The sequence below is a fragment of the Bacillus sp. CH140a_4T genome (assembly GCF_008923725.1).
Taxonomy (GTDB): Bacteria; Bacillota; Bacilli; order Bacillales; family Bacillaceae_G; genus Bacillus_A.
Genome location: NZ_WBPF01000013.1, coordinates 803,885 through 819,093 on the forward strand (window position 1 = coordinate 803,885; position 15,209 = coordinate 819,093).

General features: G+C 35.3%; 16 protein-coding genes and 1 pseudogene. 6 read left to right on the forward strand and 11 right to left on the reverse strand.

Annotated elements, in window-relative coordinates; genetic code table 11:
• Positions 1 to 8: 8 nt before the first annotated feature.
• Both F8162_RS12940 and F8162_RS12945 read right to left on the reverse strand, forming a co-directional pair.
• Positions 9 to 1,694: a long-chain-fatty-acid--CoA ligase gene (locus tag F8162_RS12940; RefSeq protein WP_151633400.1), complete on the reverse strand. Its 1,686-nt coding sequence runs from the start codon at positions 1,692 to 1,694 to the stop codon at positions 9 to 11.
• Positions 1,695 to 1,882: 188 nt separating this feature from the next.
• Positions 1,883 to 2,614, reverse strand: coding sequence for a BclA C-terminal domain-containing protein (locus tag F8162_RS12945; protein ID WP_151633398.1), 732 nt, complete (start codon positions 2,612 to 2,614; stop codon positions 1,883 to 1,885).
• Between the two features lie 448 nt (positions 2,615 to 3,062).
• On the opposite strand from F8162_RS12945, the gene F8162_RS12950 reads away from it, so the two are divergent.
• From F8162_RS12950 to F8162_RS12960, 3 genes are all read left to right on the forward strand, one after another.
• Positions 3,063 to 4,037: an ABC transporter substrate-binding protein gene (locus tag F8162_RS12950; protein ID WP_151633396.1), complete on the forward strand. Its 975-nt coding sequence runs from the start codon at positions 3,063 to 3,065 to the stop codon at positions 4,035 to 4,037.
• 7 nt (positions 4,038 to 4,044) lie between these two features.
• Positions 4,045 to 6,081: a Fe(3+)-hydroxamate ABC transporter permease FhuB gene (fhuB, locus tag F8162_RS12955; RefSeq protein ID WP_151633393.1), complete on the forward strand. Its 2,037-nt coding sequence runs from the start codon at positions 4,045 to 4,047 to the stop codon at positions 6,079 to 6,081.
• A gap of 113 nt (positions 6,082 to 6,194) precedes the next feature.
• Positions 6,195 to 6,698, forward strand: a complete 504-nt coding sequence (locus F8162_RS12960; RefSeq protein WP_151633391.1) for a DinB family protein — start codon at positions 6,195 to 6,197, stop codon at positions 6,696 to 6,698.
• Between the two features lie 64 nt (positions 6,699 to 6,762).
• On the opposite strand, the gene F8162_RS12965 is transcribed toward F8162_RS12960, so the two are convergent.
• From F8162_RS12965 to F8162_RS12990, 7 genes and pseudogenes are all read right to left on the reverse strand, one after another.
• A complete protein-coding gene (locus F8162_RS12965) occupies positions 6,763 to 7,455 on the reverse strand; it encodes an ABC transporter permease (protein WP_151633389.1) in 693 nt (230 codons plus the stop codon).
• Between the two features lie 24 nt (positions 7,456 to 7,479).
• A pseudogene (locus F8162_RS12970) lies at positions 7,480 to 8,350 on the reverse strand (DUF4097 family beta strand repeat-containing protein).
• A 35-nt stretch (positions 8,351 to 8,385) separates the two neighbouring features.
• Positions 8,386 to 9,090, reverse strand: coding sequence for an ABC transporter permease (locus F8162_RS12975; protein ID WP_151633387.1), 705 nt, complete (start codon positions 9,088 to 9,090; stop codon positions 8,386 to 8,388).
• A 34-nt stretch (positions 9,091 to 9,124) separates the two neighbouring features.
• Positions 9,125 to 9,286: a hypothetical protein gene (locus tag F8162_RS28715; protein WP_016109159.1), complete on the reverse strand. Its 162-nt coding sequence runs from the start codon at positions 9,284 to 9,286 to the stop codon at positions 9,125 to 9,127.
• Positions 9,279 to 10,202 (reverse strand): ABC transporter ATP-binding protein, encoded by a 924-nt coding sequence (locus F8162_RS12980; protein WP_151633385.1) that lies wholly within the window; start codon positions 10,200 to 10,202, stop codon positions 9,279 to 9,281. Before F8162_RS12980 ends, F8162_RS28715 begins: the two co-directional genes overlap by 8 nt.
• A 126-nt stretch (positions 10,203 to 10,328) precedes the next feature.
• Positions 10,329 to 11,264 (reverse strand): HAMP domain-containing histidine kinase, encoded by a 936-nt coding sequence (locus tag F8162_RS12985; RefSeq protein WP_151633383.1) that lies wholly within the window; start codon positions 11,262 to 11,264, stop codon positions 10,329 to 10,331.
• Between the two features lies 1 nt (position 11,265).
• Positions 11,266 to 11,958 (reverse strand): response regulator transcription factor, encoded by a 693-nt coding sequence (locus tag F8162_RS12990; protein ID WP_151633381.1) that lies wholly within the window; start codon positions 11,956 to 11,958, stop codon positions 11,266 to 11,268.
• A gap of 169 nt (positions 11,959 to 12,127) precedes the next feature.
• Here F8162_RS12990 and F8162_RS28720 point away from each other — a divergent pair, with 169 nt between their 5' ends.
• Together F8162_RS28720 and F8162_RS12995 are read left to right on the forward strand one after the other, a co-directional pair.
• On the forward strand, positions 12,128 to 12,301 hold the full coding sequence (locus F8162_RS28720; protein WP_001293585.1) for a hypothetical protein: 174 nt from the start codon (positions 12,128 to 12,130) through the stop codon (positions 12,299 to 12,301).
• Entirely contained in the window at positions 12,302 to 12,496 is a 195-nt protein-coding gene (locus F8162_RS12995) for a YwbE family protein (RefSeq protein ID WP_001014310.1), read from the forward strand.
• 39 nt (positions 12,497 to 12,535) lie between these two features.
• On the opposite strand, the gene F8162_RS13000 is transcribed toward F8162_RS12995, so the two are convergent.
• A complete protein-coding gene (locus tag F8162_RS13000; RefSeq protein ID WP_151633379.1) occupies positions 12,536 to 13,735 on the reverse strand; it encodes a class I SAM-dependent rRNA methyltransferase in 1,200 nt (399 codons plus the stop codon).
• A gap of 296 nt (positions 13,736 to 14,031) precedes the next feature.
• Here F8162_RS13000 and isdG point away from each other — a divergent pair, with 296 nt between their 5' ends.
• Positions 14,032 to 14,355 carry a heme oxygenase gene (gene isdG / locus F8162_RS13005; protein WP_087996694.1) on the forward strand — a complete coding sequence of 108 codons (324 nt, stop codon included), beginning with the start codon at positions 14,032 to 14,034 and terminating at the stop codon, positions 14,353 to 14,355.
• Between the two features lie 65 nt (positions 14,356 to 14,420).
• On the opposite strand, the gene srtB is transcribed toward isdG, so the two are convergent.
• Entirely contained in the window at positions 14,421 to 15,185 is a 765-nt protein-coding gene (srtB, locus tag F8162_RS13010; protein ID WP_151633377.1) for a class B sortase, read from the reverse strand.
• Between the last annotated feature and the right edge of the window lie 24 nt (positions 15,186 to 15,209).

Below are 15,209 nucleotides of genomic sequence, written 5' to 3' on the forward strand. Positions count from 1 at the left end.
AAAGGGCCTTAGCCCGTTTGCTCATCCTCATTCTTTCTTTTCTCTTCATCTATTAGGACACGGCGTAAAATTTTTCCGACTGTCGTTTTCGGCAGTTCATCTCTAAACTCATATACTTTCGGCACTTTATAAGCCGCTAAATATTTACGCGCAAACTGGTTTAATTCTTCCTCAGAACACTCCGCACCTTCTTTTAACACAACAAATGCTTTAACTGTCTCCCCCCGGTACGGATCGGGAACTCCAATTGTCACTACTTCTTGCACTTTTTCGTGCTCATATAATACTTCTTCTACTTCACGAGGATACACATTAAATCCACTCGCAACAATCATATCTTTCTTACGATCTTTCACATAGAAAAATCCATCTTCATCCATGTAACCGACATCCCCTGTATGGAGCCATCCGTCTTGTAATACAGCTGCTGTTTCTTCAGGCTTATTCCAATACCCTTTCATAATTTGAGGACCCTTTACAACAATTTCACCAATTTCACCCGGAGGTAAAGCCTCTCCAGTTTCAAGTGACATAATGTTTGCCTCTGTATCTGGCCACGGCACACCAATACTTCCTGGCACACGTTTTTCCCACAAAAAATTCCCATGTGTAACTGGCGACGACTCCGTTAATCCATAACCTTCTACCAATTTTCCACCTGTAACTCTCTCAAACTCTTCCTGTACTTCTACAGGAAGCGGAGCAGATCCACTAATACAAGCTTGAATAGAAGAAATATCATATTCTTTTAAGAGGGGACTATTTAATAGAGCAATATAAATGGTCGGTGCCCCTGGAAATAGTGTGACTTTATGTTTTTTTATCGCTTCAAAAACCATTTTCATATCAAACTTCGGAATCAGCACCATTTTATATCCTTGCATAATACTTAAATTCATTACAGCTGTCATCCCATATACATGAAAGAACGGAAGGACACCAAGAATTACTTCTTCTCCTTCTTTACAATTATATAGCCAATGAGCTCCCATTAAAGTGTTCGAAACAAGGTTTTTATGCGTCAACATAACGCCTTTCGGAAATCCAGTTGTTCCTCCTGTGTACTGTAAAAGGGCTAGATCATTTTCAGGATCACAAGGAACTCCAACATTAACATTACTTTCTCGTTCTACTGATTTCCATAGATGAATCGTTTCGCTTTCCGACACATTCACAACAAGATTTGCCTGCTTTTTTTGTACAAATGGATAAAGTAAATTTTTAGGGAAGGGTAAAAAGTCCGCAATCCGAGTTACGATAATATGTTCAATTTTTGTAGCAGATTGAACATTCGTTACTCTTGGAAACACTAAATCGAGACAAAGAATTACTTTGGCTCCCGAGTCATGAAGCTGGTATTCTAATTCTCTTTCTGTATATAGTGGATTTGTTTGTACTACGATACCTCCCGCAAGTAATGTACCATAATAACCAATTACAGATTGCGGACAGTTCGGCAACATAATAGCAACTCGATCACCCTTTTCCACACCGAGCTTTTGAAGATAATTTGCAAACCTCTTCACCTTATCGTGGAAGTCTGAAAATGTAATATCCTTCCCTAAAAAGTGAAGCGCTTTCTTTTCTGGATAACGGGAAGCCACCTGTTCCACATATCCATGAAGCGGCTGAATATCATAAGAAATCGTACTTGGAATTTCTTCTGGATAACTTTTCAACCATGGTTTTTCCACCTTCATTCCCCCTTCAAATACATAAAAATAAATGAATGTTCATTCATGATGGTTGTTTTCATTATATTATAGTCGCCATAACGTTACAATCATAATATTCTGACTTTTATATAACTATGCTTCACTCCATTAACTTCTTATTATATGTATAAACTCTCCTAATCTTAAAAGAATAAGAGAGTTATTATTTAGCTTAACCTTATTATCGTTAACACAGCTCCTGGTGTAGTTGTTGATAACGTTGCAACAGCTAACAAACCAAATAGTTGCAAACTAATGGCACTTCCAGCCGCAAGAGTCGTAATAATTGTTGCACTAAATGATGTAGTTGCTAACGCAGGAGAATTGATTGTTCCAGCAAGAGGTGCACCATTAATTGTAATCCGCGAACTGACTAATAATGAAGCCGTTATATTAATCGTATATGAAATATAATAATTCCCAGCATTTGCAGCCGTAAATACTGTATTCCCCCCAGAAACAGTAATACCTGGACCAATATTTTGATTATTCGGAAGCGGGACATTCGTTCCACCAAGAAGTACCGATATCGCTGTTCCCGATGTATTATTTGCAAAAGCGTATGTTGCCGTTATACTTGTGCCAGTTGCTCCGGTTGGACCCGTTCCCCCTGTTATTCCTGTCGCTCCCGTTGGACCTGTTGCCCCCGTTATTCCTGTTGCTCCCGTTGGACCCGTTCCCCCTGTTAGGCCGGTCACTCCCATTGGACCCGTTGCTCCTGTTAGGCCAGTCGCTCCCGTTGGACCCGTTGCTCCTGTCGAGCCCGTTGGACCTGTTGGACCCGTTGGACCCAGCTTAGGAACTGTCCCATCACAACTAAAACAGCATGAATCAACATGTACACCATTTTGATTATTACACCCACAATATCCATTTATATTATTACTCCATGAAGACATGTTGATCACTTCCTTTACATTCGATCTTTTAAGTACAATCACCGAATTAGAAAACACCTATCTAAATAACAAAGAAATACTTTACCTAGTGGATACACACAGATTTATTCCATACATTCTAGTAATTATTACATGCGATTCGCTCTCCTTTTGCTTGTACTTTCGCCCCATCTCCACAGATTATTAACCATACACATTACACTTTCGTACACAGCCAAGTCTCCATTTAAACTCCCCCATATTCACCAATTTTTTTAGTAAAGAGGCTTATTCTTCATAAATAGCGACTATAGTATATAAAAATCCGTATAATTTGTTGTTTTTCGTCAAAATTTTAAAAAAATATTGACACTTAAAATATCCTCATAGTATGATTTGGGTGTTGTAATTGATAACCATTTTCACTTATGGCGCTAATTACAAAAAATACTTAATTTGGGGGCAGAAGATGAAGAAAATTCTCAGTATTTTCATAGTAGTTCTTCTATTCGCTGTTGGATGCGGACAGCAAAAAGAGGAGAAAAAAGAAACAAAGACAGACGATAAAAAGCAAGCTATAACAATTAAGCACGCTGAAGGGGAAACAAAGTTAGATAAACCAGCGAAAAAAGTTGTTGTACTTGAGTGGGTATATTCAGAAGACTTATTAGCACTTGGTGTTCAGCCAGTAGGGATGGCAGACATTAAGAATTATAATAAATGGGTAAATACAGCAACAAAACCAGGTAAAGATGTTGTAGACGTAGGGACGCGTCAACAACCAAACTTAGAAGAAATTAGCCGTCTAAAACCAGATTTAATTATCACAGCTTCATTCCGTAGTAAAGCTATTAAAAACGAATTAGAGCAAATTGCACCAACAGTTATGTTTGATCCATCAACAAGTAATAACGATCACTTTGCTGAAATGACAGAAACATTTAAACAAATCGCAAAAGCAGTTGGAAAAGAAGAAGAAGGTAAAAAAGTATTAGCTGATATGGATAAAACATTCGCTGATGCAAAAGCAAAAATTGAAAAAGCAGACTTAAAAGATAAAAACATCGCAATGGTACAAGCATTTACAGCTAAAAACGTACCAACATTCCGTATATTGACTGACAATTCTACAGCTTTACAAGTTACAAAAAAATTAGGTTTAACAAACACTTTTGAAGCTGGGAAATCAGAGGCAGATGGTTTCAAACAAACAACTGTAGAATCTTTACAAAGTGTACAAGATTCAAACTTCATTTACATTGTAGCGGATGATGATAACATTTTTGACACGCAACTAAAAGGTAACCCTGCTTGGGAAGGATTAAATTTCAAAAAAGAAGACAAAATGTATAAATTAAAAGGCGACACTTGGATTTTCGGTGGTCCTGAGTCTGCAAAATCTTTAGCAACACAAGTAGCAGATGTAATGACAGCGAAGAAGTGATTACACGATGAATAGCTTACAACATACACTTCGAGTAAGTCTTGTATTCGGAGGAGGAGCAGCTCTCTTGCTCCTCCTTTTCTTTATTCATATTGGACAAGGTCAAGCAAACATTTCCTATAATATGATTATTGATGCTCTTATCTCACCGAACCAATCATTAGAGCATCAAACTTTAATCATGCTTCGATTACCTAGAGCTGTAATTGCCATTTTAGCTGGAGGTGCTCTTGCTGCATCTGGGGTCATTTTACAAACGTTAACGAAAAATCCACTTGCTGAATCCAGTACAATGGGTATTCATTCTGGTGCATATTTCTTTCTAGTAGCGGCTACAATTTTCTTACCGAAAGGTCTGCAAATCAACTCACTTCTTTTCACATTTATCGGTGGTGCTATTACTGCTTTATTTGTATACCGTATTTCTGGTGGAAAAAAGGGAACCCCACTTAGAATGGCACTAGCTGGGATGGTCGTTACATTAATGCTTTCTGCCTTTACTGGAACGATGCAGCTTTTCTATGAAAATGAAACAGCAGGTTTATTTTTATGGGGAGCTGGATCTCTTATTCAAAATAACTGGGATGGCGTTCAATTTGCTTTTCCATTTATCATTATTTCTTTCCTGGTTTTACTATTTATGTCTCGTAAACTCAACATTCTCTTACTTGGTGATGATGTTGCTGTTTCTCTTGGTGAAAAAACAGCAGTAACACGTCTTATCGCCTTCATTGCTGCAATCTTTTTAACAGCAGTAATTGTAACTGTTGTTGGACCAATTGGATTTGTTGGCTTAGTTGCACCACATTTAATGCGTCTTATTGGCTACCGACAACACTTTACTCTTCTTCTCTCTTCTTTCTTATGGGGAGCTGTACTATTACTTGGAGCTGATGTCGTTGGTAGACTAATAGATCCAACCGGTGCTGAACTTCCTGTCGGAGCAGTCACAGCAATGATTGGATCACCTTGGCTTATTTATTTAGTGTATCGAATGATGAAATCGAAACAATATATGAATGATAACGGAGCGAATGCAGCTGGAGCTAGTTCTCGCTATTACTCTTATAAAAAAGTAATCATTATCTCTATCACAATTTGCATTGTGACGATTGCTCTTGGTGTTACAATCGGTAGTAACGCTTATATCGAAAGTATTACAAATGTTATATCTGGACAATTAACACAATTTGATAAAAATATGATGATGAACCTTCGTTTACCAAGAATGCTCGTTGCTGCTATTGCTGGCGCATGCCTTGCAATAAGCGGGCTTGTTTTCCAAGGTATATTACGAAACCCACTCGCCGATCCTTCTATTATTGGTATTTCATCGGGAGCTGGTGTTGGTGCTTTAACTATTATGTATGTCTTTCCCGCACTTCCTGGTTTCTTCCTACCAATTGGTGCATTTATCGGCGGACTACTTGCAGTTGGAATTGTCCTCTTCTTCTCATGGAAATCAGGATTTAGCCCAACAGCCCTTGCTTTAATAGGAATTGGCATTTCAGCTCTCGGCTCAGCGATTATTCAAATCTTTATCGTTAGAGCAAATTTGAACGTGGCTGCTGCTTTAACATGGCTATCAGGTAGTACGTATGCAAGAGGATGGAATCACTTAGAAAATATCATTCTATATCCATCACTTATTCTCGTACTCATTATCTTTTTCTTAATAAAACAACTTGACGTTCTCGTACTTGGAGACGATTTAGCAACGGGACTTGGACAACCAGTAAATAAAACGCGCCTTTCCCTCATTGTGTTAGCAACACTACTTGCATCTGTAAATATCGCAGCTGTCGGTACGATTGCCTTTCTAGGTCTTGTAGCACCTCACTTAGCACGAATCGTCGTTGGTATGAATCATCAAAGATTATTCGTTTGCTCCGCACTGTTTGGAGCAATCCTTCTTGCCATTGCTGACTTACTTGGACGAACAATTGCATACCCGAAAGAAATCCCTTCTGGTCTTGTCGTTGCTGTACTTGGAGCACCTTATTTCTTATGGTTGATGAGGAAGAGTGGGAAGAAGGTAAGTTAATAAAAAAGAGGCTTCTCATATGAGAAGCCTCTTTTTGTATTCGTTCACTTAGCTAAAGGAAACTATCTTTTTTTCACGAATGTAACCTATGAACATAACTAGGAGGGATAACTATGTACCAAACTATTGAAGGCTTTCTACAATCATGGAAATACGAGGCTGAGTCTACTCAAAAGATGCTCGATGCATTAACAGATGAGTCTTTATCACAAGAAATTGCACCTGGGCACTGGACATTAGGTAGAGTTGCTTGGCATATCGTAACGGCAATTCCAGTTATACTATCTGGTACAGGGCTTAAGTTTGAAGGAGAAACGAAAGATTATCCTGTTCCACCTTCTGCTAAAAAAATTGCAGATGGGTATCGTAAAATGAATGTGGCTTTTGTCGAAGGGCTTCAAGGCGAATGGACGGATAAAGACTTAGCTACTATTAATGACTTCTTTGGTCGTCCTATGCCAAATTCTATATTTTTAATGACACTTATTAATCATCAAAATCACCATCGCGGACAAATGACGGTTTTAATGCGACAAGCTGGCTTAACAGTCCCTGGCGTATATGGCCCAGCAAAAGAAGAATGGGCTGCAGCTGGAATGGAAGCTCCTAAAATGTAACTACAGAAAAAGACAAGGTGTTTACACATCTTGTCTTTTTCTGTAACTTGTTTCATGTGAAACTTTATAATACATCTTCCTTCTCTATATTTTTAATTCCGTAATATGCAATCACAACTCCAATTGCTGCCAATGCTAGTTGAAGGGGAAGAAAAGTTGCTGTAGGAAACATTGGGTTGCTATTCATTGCAATTGAGACAACGATAAGAGATGAAACAATTGTAGTTGGCACTGAACGTTTACGCATTCCAAAATATAATGGGATTAAACTCATTCCCGCAGTTGCAATAGCTAAAGGAACCAGTTTTATTCCTTCTTGCATCAATTGATCTACTGTAAATGGATTAGGAAGAATTGAAAAATAACTATCTATCCCAAAGAAAATTCCTACTACTAAAATGTTAGATAAAATAACTGTTAGAAATGTTAATATTGCTGTAATGGCCAACTTACTACTCATCATTTTCCTCCGATTAATAGGATAAGAAAACATAAGTAGGATTGTTTTGTTTTTATATTCACTAATTATTAACCTTGCGATTAACACACTACCAAAAATAATAAATGTTGCTCTTACTAATGTACTAGCCGTTAACAACATCATCTGCGGATCCCTTATTTCCGGATCACCTTCTACTTGAGCAACGATGCTCGTAAAGATCATTAATGCCAGTATAGCGATATTTGCAATAATCGCTCCCCTTACATACCATCCCAGCTTAAATTTCTTCATTTCTAGCTTCATAAGACGTAGCATAATAGTCCTCCTTTCATTTACATTTTAATCGATATAAATCGCTCCTGTTTTACTTAAAATCTTCACTTCGTTTTTTGCATCACCAATGGTTCCCGCTTTTATTTTTTCTGTATTTTTATTTTTCTTAAGTCCATTTACATTCACCATTACGTCAGACGAATTACTTTTATCCGTAAGTTTTAAAGATGTCGGAACGCCTTTATACCGTACGCCAATATCTCCTGACTTTGTTTCTACAAATAATGATTTTCCTTCTTTCATATCTTTCAGTAATACTTCACCGGATGTTGAAGTGATGTTCATATTTTCGTTTTTTATATTTTTTACATAATTATCGCCAGTAGTAGAAGTTATATTTACTTCTTGTAACGAACTATCTTTTAACATTAAATCTCCACTTTCGGATGTGAATTCACCCTTATCTGCCGATAGTCCTATAACCATTTCATCTCCAGACTCACTTTTTGTCACAATATTTTTCACTTCTATATCCCTTATTTTCACATCACCCGATTTATTATTTAATACAATTTTATCTATTTCTTTCTTCGGAATAGCTATACATATACTATTTTTCTTCCGAAACGTAAAACCATTAAAAAATCTGGTCGCCTTTTGTTGTTGCTTAATCACAATTTTTTCCGTTATTTTCCATTTCGATGGAATCTATCTCTTGATCTACTTGTTGACCTTGGGCGGAAATTACTATTTTATTAGCGTCTGTACTTTTAAATTCAATATCCCAGTTTTCATTGTCCACTTCTATTTCTTTTATATGATTTATCTCAAAAGACTTTTCTTTCTTAAAATCTTTCCCCTGAAATACCTTAAAACCAAAAACCGTACTAGCAATTGTAATGAATAATATTGCAATTACTATTATTTTTTTCACCATTCATACCCCAGTTCGTTTTTTGTTTTAGGCTTGCTTCACGCCACATCGATCTTGTCGATTTTACGAAACGATAGATAACTAATGAAAATTCCTAATAAACAGAGCACTATTGGGATAGCTATAAAATCAAACATACTTACTTGACCGTTTCCAGAACCAAAGTTACCACTAACCAGCATACCAATTATTACTGCCGAAGTAATCGTTGTCGGTGTCGATTTCTTTCTCATTCCAAAAAACAAAGGAATTAAACTTATACCAGATATCATAAATGCACTTATAATAGTACCTGGAACGATAGCTATTATTTCACCTATCGTAGCAGGTGTTTCAATCAGTCCCATCATTGGACTCACAAAATATACGAGCAAACTAATAATGAAAGTCGCGATAATCGTGCTCACAAAACAAAAACAAAAAACAATTGTTAATTTCGCACTCATTAGCATTTTCCTTTGTAGCGGATACATAAATGATAGTTGTATCGTTTTGTTCTTATACTCATCAATTACTAAACGTGATAAAATGACCGAACTAAAAATAATGAATGTTATCCTAATAAAAATATTTGCTAAAGCCATGTTCTGTGTGAAGTCAGAGAAGAGCACGTCTCCCTCGGCTTTCATTCCCAATGCCATAAGGCTTACTACAGCGAAAATTGCTATAATACAAATTGCTACACTTTTAAAGTAACTAGATAATTGATGTTTCTTCCATTCGAGCTTCATTAATTTAAACATATAAACCACGCCTCCATTCTTTATATACCTGTCTCTACACTGCTAACATTCTTATTCCGGCAGTAACTACGCTTAACATTCCTATCATTAGTAGAACTAACAACCATTTCCGCTCTGGTTTCCTATAATATAAAATCCCACTTATGAACATTACGACCAATCCACTTACTAGATTCACTAACAATCCATTAAGCATGAATGCCCTCTCCATCCATTATATTTAAGAAATATTCCTCTAAGGAACTATGTTTCTTATTAATACTTTCAATTTCCACATCGTTCATAATAAGTGCTTTTGAAATGGCTTGCTGCGTCACCTTCAATTCATACACACGAACCATATTTCCACTCATTATTTTGTAATTTTTTATACCGAGTTTATCTTCTAAAATATAAGCTGCACGCTTCACATCAGGAACAGTAATTTCAATGTACTCTGTTTGTTTTCCGTTAATACTCTTCATTGAAACTTCTTTTATTAGTTTTCCATTTTGAATTACACCAATTGTATCCGCCATTAGTTCCATCTCACCTAAAATATGACTAGAAACTAGTAATGTAATGCCATATTCTTTGCAGAGCATTTTAAATAAGTCTCGTAACTCTTTAATGCCAATTGGATCTAAACCGTTAATTGGTTCATCTAAAATAAGCAATTCTGGCTTTGTTACGATTGCCCTTGCAATACCGAGTCGTTGTTTCATTCCTAATGAAAAATCTTTTACTTTTTTATTATCTACCCCTTGCAGCTTCACTAAATGTAAAGCATGGTCAATTGCGTTTTTATCGTAATAGCCCATATATTCACAATGTAATTCTAAGTTTTCCTTCGCCGTTAATTTATCATAAAAGATTGGATATTCGATAATTGTTCCCATTCTTTTTAATACTTCATAAGATGTATCTGTTAACTTCTCACCGAAAATTTCAATATCACCGCTCGTCGGTTTTATTAAATTTGCAATCATTTTCATAATCGTTGTTTTACCAGCACCATTCGGTCCTAAGAAACCGTATATCTCTCCTTTTTTCACATGCATGTTAACGCTAGAAATAACTTCTTTTCCTTTAAACACTTTCGTTAACTGGTTCGTTTTTAATATATAGGTCATGTCATTTTCCCCTTTCGCGCTGCTCTATATTTCTATAATAGACAACGGAAATCTCTTTTTTCTTACCCGTTCCTTACAAATTCCTTACGCTGAAAAAAAAGCTTGTAGAATTTACTTCTCTACAAGCTAAAACTTCATCTTTGTTAATACAACTGTAAAAATCGTTTTTTCATATGGCTTACTAGAAAGATGAATCTTTCCATCCATCGCTTCCACAAGCCTTTTCGTAATCGTTAATCCCAGGCCGCTTCCTTGGTACAATTTATTTCTTGAGTCTTCAAGTGTGTACATACGCTCAAACACTTTATCAATATGAGATTCATCAATTCCTTTTCCTGTATCCCATACATCTATATACACACTCGTTTCATCATCTCTTAACGTCACACCAAGTGTCTTTCCATCGTCTCCATATGTAATTGCATTTGATATTAAATTATTCAATACTCTACCTAATACTTCTACATTTCCAAGTGCATATATATTTCTTTCTGGTATATCAATATGAACTTGAAACCCTTTCGTCGTCACTAAATCATAAAAAGATAAAATCTTCTCACGGCAAACTTCATTCATATTTACTTTTGTCATCTCGATTGCTTTGTCACCAGATTCTAGTTTTGCTAAATCAAAAAACTTATGAATCAGTTCCATTACTTCTAGTGTTTTCGTATGTACTTTTTCAAGTAATATTTGTTGTTCTTCTTTATTTATCGTTTTATCCTTATTTAGCATTTCTATATATCCAAGAATAACTGTTAGTGGCGTCTTTAAATCATGTGAAATATTGGAAAGCATTTTTCTCATCGAAATTTCTACTTTTGCATGATCTGCATTCGTTTTCTGTTTTGCATCTAATAAATGATTAATCGCCACTAATAACTTTTGTAATTCTAGATCATCTGTCATAACGAGTAACTTCTCGCCTGTTTGTTCATTTACAATGCTCTCTAACTTTTCATATGTGTATCGTAAATTTTTACTACTATTTTTTCTCATTTTATATTGTGTATAAATGACACATAACAATATAAAAATAATGCCTAGTAACAAATTGACCATATTACATCACTTCCAACTTATAGCCGATGCCCCATAACGTTTTAATATATTCTGGATTAGATGGATCACTTTCGATTTTCTCACGCAATCTTCTCATATGAACATTTATAACATTATCATCACCGTAATACTCTTCGTTCCAAACTAACGTATATATTTGCGCTTTTGTAAATACACGATTTTGATTCTTTACGAATAGCTTTAAAATCTCAAATTCTTTTAAAGTAAGTTTGAGGGGCTTTCCGTTTTTTTCAACCGTAAAATTAATTGCATCAATTGCTAAATCACCAATTTGAATCATCTTTTCTGTTGTTTCTGTAGCCGAATATTTCGTAGACCTCCGAATACCCGCTTTTACACGTGCAGCCAATTCGATCATAGAAAATGGCTTACAAATGTAATCATCTGCTCCAAGTCCTAATCCAACAGCTTTATCAACATCTGTATCTTTTGCCGACATCATTAAAATCGGAACTGCACTCTTCTCACGAATAATACGTACAACCTCTAAGCCATCTAGCTTTGGCATCATAATGTCGAGGATAATCAAATCAAATGAACCTTTTAAATATGTGTTCACGCCCTCTTCTCCATCAGATGCGATTGTAACTTGAAATCCTTCTTTTATTAAATACTTTTCCACCATCTCTTGAATTGAAATATCATCTTCAACTAATAAAATATGATGTGACATATGTCTATCCCCTTTTTTACAAACATTAACATTTCAATTGTATCGTAACGAATGAATACTGTGAAGAATTATATGAATTTTCAAACCAACTTCCCTTCCTTCCATAACAATGATATGATGAAATTTACTACCATAGTTCATAATTAACTTTATATAAAGGAGACTTATCATGTCAGAAAACAAAAAAGTAAGCTTAGCTGATTTAATGCGTGAACAACTTGCAAAGAAAAAGCAAGGAAATGGAAATGGTTCAAATAATACAAATCAAAGCCAAGAAACGAAAAAATTACAAAACCAACAGACGAAGAAAACAAACAACCAACGTAGACGTACAGGTGTATAAATGAACGGACAAAAACGTTCTAACATCGCACCCGGTCTTGAAGTTGATATTGTATTAAAACAAGATCAACGAACAGGCAAATTAACACGTGGAATTGTAAAAGATATTTTAACAAACTCCCCTTCCCATCCGCATGGTATTAAAGTGCGATTGCAGGACGGGCAAGTCGGTAGAGTACAAAATATCGTTCAATAAGAAAAGGAGCTCAAGTAAACTCGAGCTCCTTTTTCTTTATTAACCTTTAATTTTTTCGATGAAAACTACTTTTAAATAGTCTCCTTCTTTAAATTGATCAATGGTACGGAAATCTTCTGGTAATGAATGTTCTTCTAATATTTTATATTTGCCATTCATTTCTTTAAATGCCGTATCGATAAAGCCTTTAAACTTTTTCATATCGAACGCACTACAATTTGTAGAAGCAACGATAATCCCGTTATTTTCTGTAATGGCAATTGTTTCTTTTAATAAGTTTTTATAATCTTTCGCTGCACTAAATGTATATTTTTTTGAGCGTGCAAAGCTTGGAGGATCCAGTACAACCATATCAAATTTCATCTTTTTCTTAGCTACATATTTGAAGTAAAGAAATACATCTTCTACAATAATATCTTGCGCTTCATAATCAACTTCATTTACACTAAACTGCTCAATCGTTTTACTTAAACTACGATTTGCAAGGTCGACACTCGTCGTTTTACTCGCTCCGCCAAGCGCTGCAAACACAGAGAAAGCACCTGTATAAGAGAACATATTTAATACTGTTCTCCCCTTTGCATATTTATCACGAATTTGTTTTCGAACGTTACGCTGATCTAAAAATACACCAACCATCGCTCCGTCATTTAAATAAACAGCAAAGTTCACACCGTTCTCTTTTACGATAAGCGGGAACTCACCGCGCTCTCCTGCTACGAAATCATCGCCTTCAATGTATTTCCCTTTCGTATCAAAACGCTTTTTCTCATAAATACCTTTAAAGTTTGCTACTTTTTGAAGAGCTGCTATAATCTCATCTCTGAAAGTATAAATCCCTTCACTATACCAACTGACTACATAATAGCCGTCATAATAATCGATAATTAAGCCTCCAAGACCATCACCTTCACCATTTAGGGCACGGAATGCTGTCGTATCACTTGATTTGTAAAATTGCTTTCGTTTATGTAAGGCAGATTTGATTTTACTTTCAAAGAAAGATTGATTAATTTGTTCACTTTCTTTTCTCGTTAAAATCCAGCCGTACCCTTTATTTTGTTTTCCATAATAACCTTTTCCAATGAATTGGTTCTTCTCATCTACTACTTTAATGATTGTTCCTTCTTCCTGAACATCATTTAAATTTTGAATCGCATCTTTTAAAATAAGCGGATATCCACTTTTAATTTCTTTTATAAATTTCGGTTTTATTTTTACAGTTACTTCTGATCGCATATAATAACTTCCTTTCCATTTCATGCTTTCTAATTCGTAGGAAGCATATAAAAAACGAGGCTAAAAATAACCTCGTTTCACTATACCATATTATTGCTTTGCTAGTACAACTCGCTCATTCTCCCGCTTAACCGCCACATATTTACTACATTTTGAAATGAAAATCTTACTCTCCAAAATAATAAAAAAAACTTATATATTTCACATTTACCATTGACAATGATAATGATTTTCATTATCATTTAATGTATATGAGTTTTCGAAAATAAAGGCTACATTTATAGGAGGAATAAAACATGATTATTGTTACAAATACAGCTAAAATTACAAAGGGAAATGGACATAAATTAATTGATCGTTTTAATAAAGTAGGTCAAGTTGAAACGATGCCAGGCTTTTTAGGATTAGAAGTTCTTTTAACGCAAAATACAGTTGATTATGATGAAGTAACAATTAGCACACGCTGGAATGCAAAAGAAGATTTCCAAGGTTGGACGAAGAGCTCAGCATTTAAAGATGCTCACTCACATCAAGGCGGGATGCCAGACTATATTCTCGATAATAAAATCTCTTACTATGATGTAAAAGTTGTACGTATGCCAATGGCTGCAGCACAGTAAACATATTTCTTTTTTTAAGTATAGAATACGAGAAGCATTACCACTTCTCGTATTCTATACTTTTTTTACTGTCTTTTTACTAGTTTCGCATGTACGACTAACCTTCCTGCTTCCGGATCAAGTGCATAGTCACAAGTCGAAAGTGTTACGATTTGATCACTTGCTGTCAATGTTGTATCCGTTTTGTAAAGCGATTTTTCTTGAATTTTCTCCAAAAATGATGTGTATTCCGTATCACTGCTAAAATCCGTTTCAATGTAATAAAAATCAGTTGTTGTTGTATACACCGAGAACACTTCAAGATCATATCCTTCAAATAATGTATCGTAATATAACTTACGATGCGACATGAAGAAATCTTCATCTAACATTTTCTTTAAACTTCCAAACATAGAACCATCTTTCATACGGTGACCATATAAAATAGTATTTCGATTTTGAGATTTCACATCATTACGATAGTCCATAAAGATGCTTCCTGCTCTCATATCTTCACCTTTATAATTACGAAATAAATAGTAATCATTGTCTTTCGCTTGAACGATTGGATAATTAATTTGTGTATCGTCCATCGTAATCCATCCAACTATTTCTTGGTTAATTTGCTGCAGAGCTTTGAACTGTTTACGTACTTCCCCGTCTTGTGATTGCTCTTCTATCGGACTTTTTTCATAAATGTTTTGCGCTTCGGCCATTACTTTACGATTTTCATAGTAATCCATGAAAATATCACCTAATTCATATACTGAATAGAAAAAGGTACCTAAAAAAACAACTGTAAGTATTCGTTGAAAAAAAGAATTCTTCTTCCTTTCTTTTTTACTACTCAAATTATCACCTCAAAACGGATTGTT